The 15,808-nt window shown below is 76.3% G+C and carries 13 protein-coding genes; 4 read left to right on the forward strand and 9 right to left on the reverse strand.

The genetic code is table 11. The annotated features are described in order from the left end of the window. Nucleotides 1–70: 70 nt before the first annotated feature. Both MY526_RS14865 and MY526_RS14870 read right to left on the reverse strand, forming a co-directional pair. On the reverse strand, nt 71–1,585 hold the full coding sequence (locus MY526_RS14865) for an amidohydrolase (RefSeq protein ID WP_436704268.1): 1,515 nt from the start codon (nt 1,583–1,585) through the stop codon (nt 71–73). Beyond that, nucleotides 1,582–2,619, reverse strand: a complete 1,038-nt coding sequence (locus MY526_RS14870; RefSeq protein ID WP_436693037.1) for an L-erythro-3,5-diaminohexanoate dehydrogenase — start codon at nt 2,617–2,619, stop codon at nt 1,582–1,584. The genes MY526_RS14865 and MY526_RS14870 overlap by 4 nt, the downstream gene beginning before the upstream one ends. Before the next feature lie 100 nt (nt 2,620–2,719). On the opposite strand from MY526_RS14870, the gene MY526_RS14875 reads away from it, so the two are divergent. Together MY526_RS14875 and MY526_RS14880 are read left to right on the forward strand one after the other, a co-directional pair. Then, complete coding sequence (locus MY526_RS14875; RefSeq protein WP_436704270.1) at nt 2,720–4,120, forward strand: KamA family radical SAM protein; 1,401 nt, start codon at nt 2,720–2,722, stop codon at nt 4,118–4,120. Nucleotides 4,121–4,178: 58 nt separating this feature from the next. Continuing rightward, the gene (locus tag MY526_RS14880) at nt 4,179–4,709 is read left to right on the forward strand and encodes a GNAT family N-acetyltransferase (protein ID WP_436704272.1); all 531 of its coding nucleotides are present in this window, start codon (nt 4,179–4,181) and stop codon (nt 4,707–4,709) included. A 10-nt stretch (nt 4,710–4,719) separates the two neighbouring features. On the opposite strand, the gene MY526_RS14885 is transcribed toward MY526_RS14880, so the two are convergent. After that, the gene (locus MY526_RS14885; RefSeq protein WP_436704274.1) at nt 4,720–5,592 is read right to left on the reverse strand and encodes a lysophospholipid acyltransferase family protein; all 873 of its coding nucleotides are present in this window, start codon (nt 5,590–5,592) and stop codon (nt 4,720–4,722) included. Nucleotides 5,593–5,645: 53 nt separating this feature from the next. Continuing rightward, complete coding sequence (locus MY526_RS14890) at nt 5,646–6,845, reverse strand: glutamate--cysteine ligase (RefSeq protein WP_436693029.1); 1,200 nt, start codon at nt 6,843–6,845, stop codon at nt 5,646–5,648. 240 nt (nt 6,846–7,085) lie between these two features. Between MY526_RS14890 and MY526_RS14895 the strand changes: the two genes are divergently transcribed. Continuing rightward, nucleotides 7,086–7,931: a hypothetical protein gene (locus MY526_RS14895; protein ID WP_436693027.1), complete on the forward strand. Its 846-nt coding sequence runs from the start codon at nt 7,086–7,088 to the stop codon at nt 7,929–7,931. 10 nt (nt 7,932–7,941) lie between these two features. Here MY526_RS14895 and MY526_RS14900 read toward each other — a convergent pair whose 3' ends face one another. The 3 genes from MY526_RS14900 to MY526_RS14910 are packed head-to-tail and all read right to left on the reverse strand — an operon-like array spanning nt 7,942 to nt 11,215. Continuing rightward, nucleotides 7,942–9,552, reverse strand: coding sequence for an Rv2578c family radical SAM protein (locus MY526_RS14900; protein ID WP_436704276.1), 1,611 nt, complete (start codon nt 9,550–9,552; stop codon nt 7,942–7,944). A gap of 51 nt (nt 9,553–9,603) precedes the next feature. Continuing rightward, nucleotides 9,604–10,101 (reverse strand): Lrp/AsnC family transcriptional regulator, encoded by a 498-nt coding sequence (locus MY526_RS14905; protein ID WP_436693023.1) that lies wholly within the window; start codon nt 10,099–10,101, stop codon nt 9,604–9,606. Beyond that, on the reverse strand, nt 10,076–11,215 hold the full coding sequence (locus MY526_RS14910; protein WP_436704288.1) for a M24 family metallopeptidase: 1,140 nt from the start codon (nt 11,213–11,215) through the stop codon (nt 10,076–10,078). The genes MY526_RS14905 and MY526_RS14910 overlap by 26 nt, the downstream gene beginning before the upstream one ends. 72 nt (nt 11,216–11,287) lie before the next feature. Between MY526_RS14910 and MY526_RS14915 the strand changes: the two genes are divergently transcribed. Then, nucleotides 11,288–12,205: a 5'-3' exonuclease gene (locus MY526_RS14915; RefSeq protein ID WP_436693136.1), complete on the forward strand. Its 918-nt coding sequence runs from the start codon at nt 11,288–11,290 to the stop codon at nt 12,203–12,205. A gap of 15 nt (nt 12,206–12,220) precedes the next feature. On the opposite strand, the gene MY526_RS14920 is transcribed toward MY526_RS14915, so the two are convergent. Both MY526_RS14920 and MY526_RS14925 read right to left on the reverse strand, forming a co-directional pair. Next, a complete protein-coding gene (locus MY526_RS14920; protein ID WP_436693022.1) occupies nt 12,221–12,505 on the reverse strand; it encodes a DUF4333 domain-containing protein in 285 nt (94 codons plus the stop codon). Nucleotides 12,506–12,924: 419 nt separating this feature from the next. Then, complete coding sequence (locus MY526_RS14925; protein WP_436693020.1) at nt 12,925–15,771, reverse strand: DEAD/DEAH box helicase; 2,847 nt, start codon at nt 15,769–15,771, stop codon at nt 12,925–12,927. Between the last annotated feature and the right edge of the window lie 37 nt (nt 15,772–15,808).

Here is a 15,808-nt window from a genome sequence, read left to right on the forward strand (position 1 = left end):
TCCCCGGACTTTCCGCGCCGAAAGTCCGCCTCGTCCCCGGACTTTCCGCGCCGAGAGTCCGGAACGGCGGTCATGACAGGGCTCCGATCGGGTCGCCGTCGACGAGGAGCAGCCGGCACTCCGGCCGGACCCGTTCGGCGAGGACGCCGGACAGGGTGCGGTCCGTCGCCCACAGCGCCAGGGTGGCCGGCGCGCCGACGGCCAGCGGACCGTCCCGGTGCTCGCGGCGGACGGCGTGCCAGCCGCCGTGGGTGGCCGCGTCGAAGGCGTCGAACGGCCGCAGCCCCGACCCGGGCGTGCGGTGGTCGACGGCGGCGTGCACCCCGCCCCACGGGTCCATCGGGGTGACCGGGGCGTCGCTGCCCAGCGCGAGAGCGACCCCGCCGTCGGAGAGGTCGGCGAACGGGTTGCAGGCCGGCGCGCGGTCCGGACCCAGCCGCTCGGCGTACATGCCGTCGGTGCCGCCCCACGCCGCGTCGAACGCCGGCTGCACGCTGGCCACCATCGCCCAGTCGGCCATCCGGGTCACCGCCGACGGCCCCGCCATCTCCACGTGCTCCAGCCGGTGCCGGCAGGCCCGCACCGGCGCGCGGCCCAGCTCGTCGACGACGGCGCCGACGGCGGTGAGCACCTGCTCGACGGCGGCGTCCCCGATGCAGTGGAACCCGGCCTGGACCCCGGCCAGCGTGCAGGCGCGGACGTGCTCGACGAGGGACGCCGTCTCGAAGCGCAGGCTGCCCGCGGTGTCCGGCCGGTCGGTGTAGGGCGCGCTCAGCGCCGCGGTGTGCGAGCCGAACGCGCCGTCGCAGAACAGGTCTCCGCCGGCCCCGGCCAGCCCCAGCTCGCCGACCAGGTCCAGCCCGCCGCGCTCGCTCAGCTCCCCCCAGTACCCGAGCACCAGCGGGCCGGGCTGCCCGGCGGCCACCTCCAGCACACCGGCGAGGTCCTCGGCACCGGAGACCTCCGGGCCGGCCATCTCGTGCAGGCTGCCGATCCCGAGGGCGGCGGCCGCGGCGAGGGCGGCCCGCTGCGCGGTGCGGCGCTGCCCGGCGTCGACGGCGCCGTAGGCGGCCCGCCGGGCCGCGTGGTGGGCGTCCAGCCGCAGCCGGCCGTCCGCGGAGAAGCCGGGCAGGCCGGCGATCCCCGGCACCCGATCCAGCAGCGCGGTGGAGACGGTGGCGGAGTGGACGTCGACCCGGGCCAGGTAGGCCGGCCGGTCGCCGACGACGCCGTCCAGGTCGTGCCGGGTGAGCCCGCGCCCCTCCGGCCAGCCGGTCTCGTCCCACCCGGTGCCGAGGACGATGTCCTGCCCGGCGCCGCCGGCGTGCGCCGCCACGGCCGCGACGGCGGCCTGGAGGCTCAGGCTCGAGTGGAGGTCGAGGCCGGTCAGCGCCAGGCCGGTGGCCGTGGCGTGCACGTGGGCGTCGACGAAGGCGGGCGTGAGCAGGGATCCCTCCCCCGCCACCACCCGGTCGGCCGGCGCGGCGTCGGCGGCGTCGCCCAGCCAGGCGATCCGGCCGTCCTCCACCCGCACCGCCCGCCCCGGCCGGTCCCCCACCGTCACGCCGGTCAACAGCAGGCTCATGCCCTCACCCGCGGGTCGATCAGCGCCCGGACGCCCGGGGTGGACCGGTACAGGTCCAGGGCCAGGGCCGCGTGCCCCGGCGTGTAGCCGTTGCCGATCAGCATGGTCACGTCCGCCGCCATCCCCTCCGCTCCGAGCGCCGCCTGCGCGAACGACGTCGCCATGGAGAAGAAGACCACGGTGCCCCCGTCGGCCGTGGCGAGGACGGCTCCGTGCTCGGCGCCGGGCGCGTCCACGCAGACGACGGTCACCGCGGCCGGCTCCCCCACCGCCTCGGCCACGGCCAGCGGGTCGGTGGCGTCGGCGACCACCACGCGGTCGGCCAGCCCGGCCGCGGACAGCGCCGCGGCCTCCCGCTCGTCGCGGACCAGCCCGGTGAGCTCGGGAGCGCCGGCCGCGCGGGCGGCGGCCAGGCTCAGGCAGCCGGACTTGCCCGCCGCCCCCAGGACGACGACCGACCGGGCCGCCGACCGCGCCACCACCCGCGCGGTGGCGGCCGGCGCCCCGCACACGTCGAGGACGGCGAGGGAGACGGCGTCGGGCAGGTCGTCGGGCAGGACGGCGGCGATCGAGCGGGCGAAGAGGATCGCCGTCCCCGCGGCGGGGACCTGCTCGCTGCGGCCGTCCCAGTCGGGCAGGCCGTGCGGCAGCGCCAGCGGGGTGAGGGTGAGCGAGACCAGCGTGGCCACCCGCTGGCCGACCGCCAGCCCGAGCGGCGACGCCTCCCCCACGGCGTCGACCACGCCGAGGAGCATCCCGCCGGAGCCGGTGACCGGGTTCTGCATCTTGCCCCGGGCGGCCACGATCCCCTCCACCGCGGAGCGGACCGCGGCGCCGTCCCCGCCGCAGGCCTCCGACAACTGACGGAAGGAGGCGGCGTCGAGGTTCAGTCGCTGTACCGCGAGGCGCACCTCGTCCGGCCCGATCGCCGGGTCGGCGTGCAGCCGGTGGGCGGCCTGCGGCAGCGCACCGGCCGGCTCGAGCACGCGGTGCACCCCCAGCGCGCGCCGCGTCCACGACACGTCTGTTGCCATGTGGGCCCTCATCGCTGCACAACCTAGCGCACAACGCCGGTTTGGCCGAAGATCCTCCCGTATGGTCCGCTCGACAGCGGGAACCGAGGAGGCGCCGACCGTGCTGGAACAGCCCTACGAGTACACCGCCCGTGAGCTGGCCGAGCCCGACTGGCGGCGGCTGCCCGGCTTCGCCGACGTGACCGCGGAGCAGTGGCGGAGCGCTCAGTGGCAGCGGGCGCACTGCGCGAAGAACGTCCGGCAGCTGCGCGGGGTCTACGGCGACCTGCTCGACGAGGCGTTCTACGCCGACGTCGAGGCCGACCAGGCCGGCCGCGCCACGATGTCGCTGCTGCTGCCGCCGCAGATGCTCAACACGATGGTGCCGGGCGCGGTGCCCACGACCGCGGCGATGCTGGCCGACCCGGTGCGGCGCTACATGCTCCCGGTGGCCTCGGACCGGCTGCCCGGCGACGCCGCCAGCCACCCCTACGCCGCCCGGGACTCGCTGCACGAGCACGAGATGTGGGCGGTCGAGGGGCTCACCCACCGCTACCCCACCAAGGTGCTGGCCGAGCTGCTGTCCACCTGCCCGCAGTACTGCGGTCACTGCACCCGGATGGACCTGGTCGGCAACTCCACCCCCGCCGTGGCCAAGCTGCGGTTCGCGCTCAAGCCGGTCGACCGGCAGAGCGCGATGCTGGACCACCTGCGGGCCACGCCCGGCGTCCGGGACGTCGTCGTCTCCGGCGGCGACGTGGCCAACCTGCCGTTCCGGAGCCTGGAGGCGTTCGTCGCCGGGCTGCTGGAGATCGAGTCGGTCCGCGACATCCGGCTGGCCTCCAAGGCGCTCATGGGGCTGCCGCAGCACTGGCTGCAGGACGACGTCGTCGCGGGGATGGCCCGGCTGGCGGCCACGGCCCGCGCCCGCGGGGTCTCCCTCGCGGTGCACACCCACGTCAACGCGGCGCAGCAGGTGACCCCGCTGGTGGCCGAGGCGGCGCGGGCGATGCTGGCGGCCGGGGTGCGCGACGTCCGCAACCAGGGCGTGTTGCTGCGCGGGGTGAACACCACCGCGCCGGCGCTGCTGGACCTGTGCTTCGCGCTGCTCGACGGCGCCGGCATCACGCCCTACTACTTCTACATGTGCGACATGGTGCCCAGCGCCGAGCACTGGCGGGTGTCGCTGGCGCAGGCGCAGACCCTGCAGCACGACATCATGGGCTACCTGCCCGGCTTCGCGACGCCGCGCATCGTGTGCGACGTGCCCTACGTCGGCAAGCGCTGGGTGCACCAGGTCGCCGAGTACGACCGCGAGCGCGGCATCAGCTACTGGACGAAGAACTACCGCACCGGCATCGAGCGCGCCGACGAGGACGCCCTCGACCGCCGCTACACCTACTACGACCCGATCGCCACGCTGCCGGAGAGCGGCCGGGCGTGGTGGGCGGCGCGGGGTGTGGACCCGGTGGCCGCCGACCGGGCCGCCGCCGCCTCGCGGATCGCCTCGCTCGCCGACTGATGGGGCTTACCGGGCCCTCCGGGTGGCCGGGGAGGGGCCCCGGCGGTAGGCAGAGCGGATGGAGGCCGCCGGCGCCGAACTGTGCACCGCCCGGCTGCGGCTGCGGCCCTGGAGCACCCGCCGCGACGACCTGGCCCGGCTGCTGGACCTGTACGGCCGGGACGAGGTCACCCGCTGGCTGGGCGGCCGGCCCTCGGTGACGCCGGTCGAGCTGGTGGCGCGCTGGGCGGCGGTGTCGGCCTCCGGCGCGCGGGCCGGCGTCTGGGCGGTCGAGGTCTCGGGAACCGGCGTGGTCGCCGGCACGGTGCTGCTCAAGCCGCTGCCGGGCGGCGTCGGCGAGGTGGAGGTCGGCTGGCACCTGCACCCGGACTGCTGGGGGCACGGCTACGCCACCGAGGCCGCCCGGGCGGTGATCGACCGCGGGTTCGCCGCCGGGCTGCCCGAGGTCTACGCCGTCGTCCGGCCGGGCAACGCGCCGTCCCTGGCGGTGTGCCGCCGGCTGGCGATGGAGCCGCTGGGCCGCATGCGGCGGTGGTACGACGTCGAACTCGAGGTGTTCCGGCTGATGGCGCCCGCGGTGGTCGACTGACAGCCAGCGGTCAGCGGGAGGCGCGGCGGCGGGCCCACATCGCCTTGACCCGGACCACCGGGTGCGGGCGGTGGCCCTTGGTGGCGGTGCCGCGGACGTCGTGGTGGTCGAGCTGCTCGGCCTCCTCCGGGGTGGGCGCGGTGCCGCCGAGGTGCGCCGGCAGCCACCAGCGGTCCTCGGGGCCGGCCGGCTGCGCGGGATAGGTGCGCTGGGCCTCCTCGACCAGCTCCTCCATCGCCGCGCGGACCCGTCTGAGCAGCTGCTGGGTCTTCTCCCCCGGCCCGGGGACGATCGGCTCGCCCAGGATCACCGTGATCGGGACGTTCCGCTTGAGGTCGACCGAGTGCCCCTTGGTGGCCACCCGCTGCCCGCCCCACACCGCGGCCGGGATGACCGGGACGCCGGCGTCGACGGCCATGCGGGCGGCGCCGGCCTTGAGGTCCTTGACCATGAAGCTGCTGCTGATCGTGGCCTCGGGGAAGACGCCGACGACGTGGCCGTCCTTGAGCGCGCGGACGGCGGACTCGAACGCGGCGGCGCCGGCCCGGCGGTCGACCGGGATGTGCTGCATGGCGCGCATGAAGGGCCCGGAGAAGCGGTGGTGGAACACCGACGCCTTCGCCATGAACCGCACCAGCCGCTGCTGCGGCAGCGCGGCCAGCCCCAGGAAGGTGAAGTCCAGGTAGCTGACGTGGTTGCTGCAGATGATCGCGCCGCCGGTCGCGGGCACGTGCTGGGACCCGCGGACGTCGAACTGGAAGCGGAGCAGCCGGAAGATGATCAGCGCCACCCGGATGACCAGCCGGTAGGGCCGGTCCCGGACGGGGGGCCGGGCTCCGAAGAGGTCCCTCCGGACGACGTCGCGCCAGCTGGCGGTGTGCATGGCGGGACGATAACCGGCGCTCCGGGACGCCGCTGCGGACCCTGCGCGCGACCTCACCGGCCCGGTCCGGCGTGCGTCTCCTCGACGGCGGCGCGCACCACCGCGGCCAGGTCGCCGGTCGCCTCGTGCACGCGGCGCTGGAAGTCCGCCCCGGTGCCCCGGCGCAGGACCTCGGCGACGCCGGCGGTGACCCGCTGCTCGTCGCCGGCGTCGGCCAGCGCCGGCCGGACGTGCTCGAGCAGGGCCGCCAGCACCTCGGCCGCGGGTGCGGGGCGGCCGGTGCCGGGGTGCACGAGGTCGCCGGTCAGCCCGGAGCGGCCGGCCCGCCACGCGGCCACCCGGACCACCTCGCTGCGCACGTCGGGCGCCGGGACCCCGGACCGCCACTCCGCGGCCGCGGTGTCCACCAGCCCGCGGACCAGGCCGGCCAGGGTGACGGCGTCCTCGACGCGCAGGGCGACGTCGGCGATCCGGACCTCGACGGTGGGCCAGCGCTCGGACAGCCGGGCGTCGAAGTAGACCATCCCGGTGTCGACGATCGTCTCGGTCGCGACCAGCTGCTCGATGAGCCGGTGGTACTGCGCGGCGTCGGTGAACAGCTCGGTGGGGCCGGAGGAGGGCCAGCGGCTCCACGCCTGCGACCGGAAGCTGGCGTGCCCGCTGTCGCGGCCCAGCCAGAAGGGCGAGTTGGCGGTCAGCGCGGTGAGCACCGGCAGCCAGATCCGGATGCGGTCGAGGACGGCGACGCCCTCCTCGTCGCCGTCGACCGCGACGTGCACGTGGCAGCCGCAGGTCAGCTGTTCGAGGGCGGTCAGGCCGAAGGTGTCGGTCATCTCCTCGTAGCGGTCCCCCGGCGTGGTCACCGGCTCGACGCGGACCGGTGAGCTGGCCAGCGCGGCGACCCGGGCGCCGACGGCGCGGGCGGCGGCGTCGGCCCGTCGGCGCCAGTACCGCAGGTCGGTGGTGACGTCGGCCAGGTCGGCGCAGACGCGGGTGGCGAACTCCAGCTGCTGGGCCTTGAGCTCGGGGACCAGGCCGCCCCGCGCGTCGCCGCTGTCTCCCGCCGGCGCTGCGGCATCATCGGCGGGCCGCCGGTCGGGCTCCCCTCCGGCCCGGTCGGCGCGGTCGTGCTCGGCGACCGTCTCGCCCTCGCCCCGCCGCGCCGCCACCTCCAGGGCGGCCGGTCCGCGCGGGACGGGGCGGCCGGTGGGGTCGACGACGAGCAGTTCTTCCTCCACGCCCACGGTCCGCACCCGGTCATGGTCACCAGTTCGGCCCGGCTCCGCGCGGTGAAGCGGCACATTCTACCGTTATCCCCAACAGCCATCGGCCTGTTCGGATACGGTCCCGCTGGTCCCGTACCCCCTGGTCGTGCCGCCACGCAGGCCCCCGCGGTCATCGATCCGGCGCCGGAGGCGCCGGCCGGTCACCTTCGGCAAGTGACCACGAACGAGGGGGTGCCGATTTGTTGGGGATAACGGTAGAATTCGGTCATGACGGGTGGGTGGCAGCCCGCGCTGCCGTCGATGCCGGCTCCTCCCCCGGCGCGGTCCTGGCGCCGCCTGCGCGCGCCCGAGGGCTATGAGCCGCAGTGGCACCGGCTGGTCGACGCCGCCCTCGAGCTCGGCCTCGGGCCCGACCAGCTGGCCGAGGACGGGCTGACGCCGATCGCCGCCGCCCGCGGCTGGAAGCCGGCCACCGTCGCCCTGTACAGCAAGGTCGCCCGCTACGGCGGCGTGGCGCTGCCGTCGGTGCCGACCCCCGAGCCGGAGCCGCCGCACCTGGACCTGCGGCCGCTCACCGAGATCCGCAGCGAGGCCCCCGAACACCTGCGCACCGTGGCCTGGTGCGCGCTGGCGCTGCACTGGCCGGCGCCGGTGGGACAGTTCCGGTCGCTGCGCCGCGACCAGGTGCACGCCACGGCACGCCGGCTGCTGGTGCACACCGACGACGGGGAGTGGTCGGTGCCCGGCGCGGTCGCGGCCTGGCACGCCTGGGAGACCAGCCGCGCGCGGTTCCCCGTCCTCGCCGCCAGCCCGTGGGTGCTGCCCGCGCTGCGCCGCGGCCCGGGGACGGCCTCGGCGGTCGGCGGTCGGCTGTCTTCCCAGGCGCTGCAGGTGACGTTCGCCAAGCACGCCGTCCGCACCGCCCACCACCTGCGGCTGACCGCGCCGCCCTCCCGCCGGGCGCAGGCCGAGGAGCTGGCCGCGGTCTACCTGACCCTCTCCTACGACTCCTTCCGCCGGCTCGCGCTGGCCGCCGGCGCTCCCCCGGTCGCCGCCCGGGGAGCGGTGCGTGCCCTGCGCACCGTCGCCCGCTCGGCGCGGCTGGCCGGCTGACCCGCCACGCTCAGATCAACGCCAGCTGCTCCGGACCCTCTCCCGCCGGGTCGGCGGCACCCACCGGGGCCGGCGCGGCGGGGAGGCTGCCGGCCGGGAACTCCGAGTCCTCGTCGCCGGGGATGCCGCCGGCGGGCGACACCCCGCGGGCCGCCCCGCCGGCCTGCCGGTCCAGCCCGTGCGCCGCGAGCAGCGGCGCCACCCGCCCGGCCAGCCAGCGCCGGTACTCCGGAGCCACCGACGCGCCCCGCCGGTACAGCTGCCGGTAGCGCGGCACCAGCTGCGGGTGCTCCCGGGCCAGCCAGGCCGAGAACCACTCCCGGGCCCCGGGGCGCAGGTGCAGCGGCACCACGGTGACCCCGCCGGCCCCGGCCTGGGCGATCGCCGCCAGCGTCGCGTCGAGGTCGGCGAGGCGGTCGGTCAGCCCGGGCAGCACCGGGGCGAGGAACACCCCGCACGGCAGCCCGGCGTCGGTGATCGCCCGCACCAGCTCCAGCCGCGCCCGCGCGCTGGGCACGCCGGGCTCCAGCGAGGCGTGCAGCTCGTCGTCGCGGATCGCCAGGGACACCCCGAGGCCGATCGGCACGTCCCGCGCCGCGGCGGCCAGCAGCGGCAGGTCCCGCCGCAGCAGGGTGCCCTTCGTCAGGATCGAGAACGGGGTGCCCGAGCCGGCCAGCGCCGCGATCACGCCGGGCATCAGCCGGTACCGCCCCTCGGCCCGCTGGTAGGGGTCGGTGTTGGTGCCCAGCGCCACGTGCTCCCGGCGCCACGAGGGCCGGGCCAGCTCGCGGCGCAGCACGTCGACCAGGTTGCGCTTGACGACCACCTGGGTGTCGAAGTCCCGGCCGGTGTCGAGCTCCAGCCACTGGTGCGTCCCCCGGGCGAAGCAGTTGTGGCTGACCACGCCGTTGGCGACGAAGTCGCCGGTGCCGGTCGTCATGTCGAACATCGGCAACTCGACGCCGAGGTCCGCCACGTCCACGACCCGCAGGTCCGGTCCCCCACCGACCCGCGTGCCGAGGATCCGCCGCGGGCGGCCGGCGCCCGCGGCCGCGGCGACCCCGACCAGGGCGAGCGAGCGGCCGGGGCCCAGCAGCTCGTCGTCGGTGGTGAGGTGCGGACGGCGGCCCCGGCCGGCCGTCGCACCGGTGACGTGCGTCCAGCCGCGGCCGGTCAGGAAGCGGTGGTCGCCGCTGGCGACCACCTCGGTCCCGTCGGCCAGGCGCACCCGGTGGGCCGGCTTGGCCGTCGACCAGTGCGCGAGCACCTCCGTCGTCACGTAGCGCCGGTGGCTCCCCCGCTGCTCGGTGCCGACGATCCGGTCCCCCACGCGCAGGTCGGCGATCGGCACCTGCCCGCCGTCGGCCATCAGCACGAGCGTGTCGCCGGCCAGGCAGTACACGCAGGCGTGGGTGCAGCCCCGGTAGGGGTTGATCGTCCAGCGGAACGGCATGGGCGACGGACCGGGCACCTCGTTGAGCGCGCTCTTGCTGCGCACCTCGTGGAAGGTCACGCCGGGGAACTCCGGCACCTGCACGCTGCGCAGCAGGCCCCGCGTCGTGGGCATCCCGGGCAGCGTGGCCGACTCGGCGGCATCCAGCCGCTGGGCGTCCCACCGCATGCCGCCCATCCGAACACGCGTTCGAACCGGTGTCCAGTGGGCGCGCGGGTCCTACAGCGGCGGGCGGTCCTCGTAGAAGGTCGACAGCACCACGGTGGTGCGGGTGGTGACGTTGGCCGCCGCGCGGATCTTCTGCAGCAGCGCCTCCAGCGCGTCGGGTGAGGGCACCCGCACCTTGAGGATGTAGCTCTCCACCCCGGCCACCGAGTGGCAGGCCTCGATCTCGGTCAGGTGCGCCAGCCGGGCGGGGGCGTCGTCGGGCTGGGCGACGTCGATCGGCGTGATCGAGACGAACGCGGTCAGCCCCAGTCCCAGCGAGGCGGCGTCGATCGTGGCGTGGTAGCCGGTGATCAGCCCCCGCTGCTCCAGCCGGCGCACCCGCTGGTGCACCGCCGACACCGACAGGCCGACCCGTTCGGCGAGCTCGGTGTAGCTGGCCCGGCCGTCCCGGGCCAGCGCCGCCAGCAGCACCCGGTCGACGTCGGCGGAGGCGGGCGGGGGCACCGAGCCCCCGCCGCCGCCCTCAGCCGGCGAGGGTGACGAGGTCACGGGGACCCTCGTTGAGGGTGGCGACACCGTCCGGGGTGCAGACGACGATGTCCTCGATCCGGGCGCCGCAGCGGCCCGGCAGGTAGATGCCCGGCTCCACGGAGAAGGCCATCCCCGGCACCAGCGGCAGGTCGTTGCCGGTCACGATGTAGGGCGCCTCGTGGGTGTCCAGGCCGATGCCGTGCCCGGTGCGGTGGATGAAGTACTCCCCCCACCCGGCGGCGGCGATGACGTCGCGGGCGGCGGCGTCCACCTGCTCGGCGGTCACCCCCGGCCGGACGGCGGCGGTGGCGGCGCGCTGCGCCTCCTGCAGGACGGCGTACCACTCGGCGACCTCGCCGTCCGGCGGCGCCCCGACCGCGTAGGTGCGGGTGCAGTCCGACCGGTAGCCGGTCGCGGTCTCCCCGCCGATGTCGACGACGACCAGCTCGCCGGCCCCGATCACCCGGTCGGAGACCTCGTGGTGCGGGCTGGCGCCGTTCGGCCCGGAGCCGACGATGGTGAAGTCCACGCCCACGTGGCCCTCGGCGAGGATCGCCGCGGCGATGTCGGCGCCCACCTCCGCCTCGGTGCGGCCCACCCGCAGCCACTCCCCCATCCGCGCGTGCACCCGGTCGATGGCCGCGCCGGCGGCCGCCAGCTCGGTGACCTCGGCCGCCGTCTTCACCATCCGCAGCCGGTCGACGACCGGGCCGGCCAGCTCCAGCGCCGCACCCGACAGCGCCCGCTGGACGCCGAGCGCGTGCTCGGCCCACGTGCGCGCGCCCACCGCCACCCGCGCCGGCGCGCCGCCCAGCCGGGCGGTGGCGGTGGCGGCCAGCAGCGCGAACGGGTCGTCGGTCTCGTCCCAGGCCAGCACCTCCAGCCCGAGGCCGCCGGCCGGGCCGGCGCCGACCATCGGCGCCTCCAGCCGCGGGACGACGAGGAACGGCTCGCCCCGCCGCGGCACCGCCAGCGCGGTGAGCCGCTCCATGGCGTGGGCGTTGTAGCCGCACAGGTAGCGCAGGTCCGACCCCGGCGTCACCACCAGCAGGTCGATCCCGAGCTCGTCGGCCACCGCGCGGGCGGTCTGCGCGCGGTCGGCGGTCACCAGCGGTCCGGGCGAGGAGGACATCGGCACGGATCGCAGACTATCCACGCGCACCGGGATCGCTCCCGGCCGTTACGGTCGCGGGCTGTGACGACGATGCTGCTGGACGCGGCCAGCCTCTACTTCCGCGCGTTCTACGGCGTGCCGACCAGCATCACCTCGCCCGACGGCCGACCGGTCAACGCCGTCCGCGGCTTCCTCGACATGACCGCCCGGCTGGTCACCGCGCACCGGCCCGCGCGGCTGGTCGCCTGCTGGGACGACGACTGGCGGCCGGCCTTCCGCGTCGAGGCGCTGCCCTCCTACAAGGCGCACCGCGTCGCGCCCGAGGGCGGCGAGGAGGTGCCCGACGAGCTCGGCCCGCAGGTGCCGGTGCTCGCCGAGGTGCTCGCGGCGGCCGGGATCGCCCGGGTCGGGGCCCCGGGCTACGAGGCCGACGACGTCATCGGCACGCTCGCCACCCGCGCCGAGGGCCCGGTCGACGTGGTCACCGGCGACCGGGACCTGTTCCAGCTGGTCGACGACGAGCGGCGGGTGCGGGTCCTCTACACCGCGCGGGGCATCACCGACATCGAGCGGGTCGACGAGGCGGCGGTGACCGCCAAGTACGGCATCCCCGGCCGGGCCTACGCCGACTTCGCCGTCCTGCGGGGCGACCCCAGCGACGGGCTGCCCGGCGTGGCCGGGATCGGCGCGAAGACCGCGGCGGCGCTGATCTGCGCGTTCGGCGACCTGGCCGGCATCCGGGCGGCGGCCGCGCGGGCCGTCGTCGCCAAGGCGCCGCTGACCGCCGCCGTCCTCAAGAAGCTGCACGCCGGCGCGGCCTACCTCGACGCCGCGCCGGTCGTGGTCGCCGTCGCCCGCGACATCGACCTGCCCCCGCTCGACGACGAGCTGCCCCGCCGGCCGGCCGATCCCGACGCGCTGGCGTCCCTGGCGGCCGCGCACGGCCTGGAGTCGTCGGTCAAGCGGCTGGGCGCCGCCCTGGGCTGGCCGGCCGACGCCCTCGCCTGAGCCGGTGCCGTCGGCTCAGACCTCGTCCCAGGTGTACTCGGCGAGGACCACGTTGGTGATCCGGATCTGCAGGGTCACGTCCTCGTCGTCGGCCGTGGTGCCGGTGCACTCGTAGACGGCGTCGGGCTCGACCGTCATCTCCGCCGGGCAGTCGAGGTCGATCGCCACCCCCTCGCGCTGCTCGAATTGCGCCGCGACGTCGCGCTCGACGGCCGACGCGTCCAGGACGGTGTCGCCGAGGACTCGGGCCAGCACCACCGCGAGGACGAGCAGGGCGCCCAGGGTGACCAGGCCGAGCACGAGGCGGAGGCGTGACCTCCGCGGAGCCGGGCCCCCGAACGGGGACCGGCCCGGCCCGGGGCCAGGCCCGGGGCCCGGCTGGCCGTAGCCGGGCTGGGCGGGCGGGTAGCCGGGCGGCCCGTAGGCCGGCGGCCCGTACGGACCCGGCTGCCCGTACTCCGGACCGGGCCGGCCGTAAGGCCCGGGCAGCGGACCGTAGGGGGGCTGCTGACCGTACGGAGGCTGCTGGCCGTAGGGTCCCGGCGGCGGGGGCGGTCCGTAGGGACCGGGCCGGCCGTACTGCCCCGGCTGGTCACCACCCTGCGGTGGGTTGGTCATCGTCGCTCCCGGTCCGAACTCGAGCCCCGTGACAGCCGGTCACGGCGGCGCAGGAGATTGTGCACCACCCGGGGCGTCCGGACGGCGCGCCGAACCGCAGCTCAGCCGCCCACCGCGACCGCCACCACGCCGCGCCGCACCCGGTCCACCGCCTTGCGGGCGGTCGCCGCGACGGGTTCGTCGGCGCCCTTGGCCAGCTGGTCGAGCAGGTCGATGAGCTGGCGGGCCCAGCGCACGAAGTCCCCGCCCGACAGCTCGGTGCCGGCCTGCTCGGCACCGGCGAGGACGCGGTCCAGGCTCTGGCCGTCGGCCCAGCGGTAGGCGGCCCAGGCGAAGCCCAGGTCGAGGTCGCGGGTGGCCGGCACGCCGTGGTCGAGCTCGACGTCCTGCAGGCGGGCGCGGATCCCGCGCATCTGAGCGATCGCGGCGGCCACCGCGCCGGCCGGCACCGCGGCCTGACCGGGGGTGTCCCGGCGGGCCTCGAACACCACCGTCGAGACCACCGCGGCCAGCTCGGCGGGAGTGAGCCGGCGCCACACGCCCGCGCGCAGGCACTCGGCGACCAGCAGGTCGGCCTCCGACCAGATGCGGGCCAGCCGGCGTCCGTCGTCGGTGACCACCGGGACGTCGTCGGTCACCGGCACCGCCTCGGTGTCGGCCGGGACCAGCGGCGCCAGCTCGGGCACCAGGTAGCCCAGCTCCTCCAGGACGTCGCAGGTCCGGTCGAACTGGCGGGTCAGCGAGCCGGTGCGCTCGGCCATCCTCCGGTGCGTGGCCTCGGCCTCCCGCAGGGCCCGCAGCCACCGCTCGGCGGCGCGGACCCGCTCCTCGCGGTCGGGCAGGCCGTGCACCGGGTGCGCCTTGAGCGCCCGCCGCAGGTCGTGCAGCACCGGGTCGTCGGCGGCGGCCGAGCGGTGCTTCACCCGGCGCGCGCCGAGCTCGTTCTCCACGCGGGCGTTGCGCAGCGTGGCGGCCAGGTCCCGGCGGGCGTGCGGGCTGCGGTGGTTGAAGTTCTTCGGCACCCGGACCCGCGCGAGGGCGGTGACCGGCGTCGGGAAGTCGACGGCGCCCAGCCGGCCGGCCCACTTGTCCTCGGTGAGCACCAGCGGCCGCGGCTCGGCGAGGTCGGTGACCCCGGGGTCGAGGACGACGGCCAGCCCCTGCCGCCGTCCCGAGGGCACCCGAATGACGTCCCCCGGCCGCAGCGCGGCGAGCGCGTCGGAGGCCTCCATCCGCCGCTTGGCCTGGGAGTCGCGGGAGAGCTCCCGCTCCCGGTCGGCGATCTGCTGCCGCAGCGTCGCGTAGTCGCCGACGTCGCCGCGGTCGGAGTGCATCTCGGCGGCCCAGCGCTCGGCGTCCTTCTCGTGCCGGGCGGCGGCGCGGGCCAGACCGACCACCGACCGGTCGGCCTGGAACTGGGCGAAGGAGGAGGCCAGCAGCTCGCGGGCGCGGGCCCGGCCGAACGAGCCGACCAGGTTGACCGCCATGTTGTAGCTGGGCCGGAACGACGACCGCAGCGGATAGGTGCGGGTACTGGCCAGGCCGGCCACGACGGAGGGGTCCATGCCCGGCGCCCAGACGACGACGGCGTGCCCCTCGACGTCGATCCCGCGGCGGCCGGCCCGGCCGGTGAGCTGCGTGTACTCCCCCGGCGTGACGTCGACGTGCGCCTCGCCGTTCCACTTGACCAGCCGCTCGAGGACCACGGTGCGCGCCGGCATGTTGATGCCCAGGGCGAGGGTCTCGGTGGCGAACACCGCCTTCACCAGCCCGCGGACGAAGCACTCCTCGACGGTCTCCTTGAACGCCGGCACCAGCCCGGCGTGGTGGGCGGCGAGCCCGGCCAGCAGGCCCTCGCGCCACTCCCAGAAGCCGAGGACGTGCAGGTCCTCCTCCGGCAGCGAGCCGGTCCGCTCGTCGATGATCCGCGCGATCTCGGCGCGCTCCGACTCGTCGGTGAGCCGCAGCCCGGCCCGCAGGCACTGGTCGACGGCGGCGTCGCAGCCGTTGCGGCTGAACACGAAGGTGATCGCCGGCAGCAGCCCGGCGCGGTCCAGCCGCTCGACCACCTCGGGGCGGGCCGGCGGGCGGTAGCGGGGCTTGTGCCAGTCGCGGTCGCGGCGCGAGCCCCCGTTGCCGCCGCCCCAGGTGTCGATCCGGCGCTCGTACTCGCGCACGTGGCGCACCAGCTCCGGGTCGACGACGCTGGCGCCGCGGTCGCGGGTGGACTGCCCGCGCGGGGTGTCCCCCAGCTCGGCGGCGTGCGCCGCCGGGCGCAGGCTGAACAGGTCGAAGACCCGGTTGCCGACCAGCATGTGCTGCCACAGCGGGATCGGCCGGACCTCGCTGACCACGACCGCGGTGTGGCCGCGGACGGTGACCAGCCAGTCGGCGAACTCCTCGGCGTTGCTCACCGTCGCCGACAGGGACACCAGGGTCACCGACTGCGGGAGGTGGATGATCACCTCCTCCCACACCGCGCCGCGGAAGCGGTCGGCCAGGTAGTGCACCTCGTCCATGACGACGTAGCCCAGGCCGTCGATGGCCGGCGACTCGGCGTAGAGCATGTTGCGCAGCACCTCGGTGGTCATCACCACCACGGGCGCGTCGCCGTTGACCGCGTTGTCGCCGGTGAGCAGGCCGACCCGGGCCTCGCCGTACCGCTCGACGAGGTCGGCGTACTTCTGGTTGGACAGTGCCTTGATCGGCGTCGTGTAGAACGCCTTGCGCCCCTCGGCCAGCGCGCGGTGCACGGCGAACTCGCCGACGACGGTCTTGCCCGCGCCGGTGGGCGCGCAGACGAGGACGCCGGACCCCTCCTCGAGCGCCTCGCAGGCCTCCAGCTGGAACGGGTCGAGGGCGAAGGACAGGCCGGCGGTGAAGTCGGCCAGGGTGGGGTGGGCACTGCGCCGCCGGGCAGCCGCGTACCGCTCAGCGGGGCTGGACATGGCTCCACAGTAAGGACCTTCCGGCCCCCCACCACTC

The sequence above is a fragment of the Geodermatophilus sp. CPCC 205761 genome, assembly GCF_051383655.1.
GTDB lineage: Bacteria > Actinomycetota > Actinomycetes > Mycobacteriales > Geodermatophilaceae > Geodermatophilus.

Bases quoted from the DNA above. Each gene is read 5' to 3' on its own strand.
- MY526_RS14885 (WP_436704274.1), bottom strand. From the start codon at position 5,592: ATGCACACCGCCAGCTGGCGCGACGTCGTCCGGAGGGACCTCTTCGGA.
- MY526_RS14900 (WP_436704276.1), bottom strand. From the start codon at position 9,552: ATGCGGTGGGACGCCCAGCGGCTGGATGCCGCCGAGTCGGCCACGCTG.
- MY526_RS14865 (WP_436704268.1), bottom strand. From the start codon at position 1,585: ATGAGCCTGCTGTTGACCGGCGTGACGGTGGGGGACCGGCCGGGGCGG.
- MY526_RS14870 (WP_436693037.1), bottom strand. From the start codon at position 2,619: ATGGCAACAGACGTGTCGTGGACGCGGCGCGCGCTGGGGGTGCACCGC.
- MY526_RS14880 (WP_436704272.1), top strand. From the start codon at position 4,179: ATGGAGGCCGCCGGCGCCGAACTGTGCACCGCCCGGCTGCGGCTGCGG.
- MY526_RS14895 (WP_436693027.1), top strand. From the start codon at position 7,086: ATGACGGGTGGGTGGCAGCCCGCGCTGCCGTCGATGCCGGCTCCTCCC.
- MY526_RS14915 (WP_436693136.1), top strand. From the start codon at position 11,288: ATGCTGCTGGACGCGGCCAGCCTCTACTTCCGCGCGTTCTACGGCGTG.
- MY526_RS14910 (WP_436704288.1), bottom strand. From the start codon at position 11,215: ATGTCCTCCTCGCCCGGACCGCTGGTGACCGCCGACCGCGCGCAGACC.
- MY526_RS14925 (WP_436693020.1), bottom strand. From the start codon at position 15,771: ATGTCCAGCCCCGCTGAGCGGTACGCGGCTGCCCGGCGGCGCAGTGCC.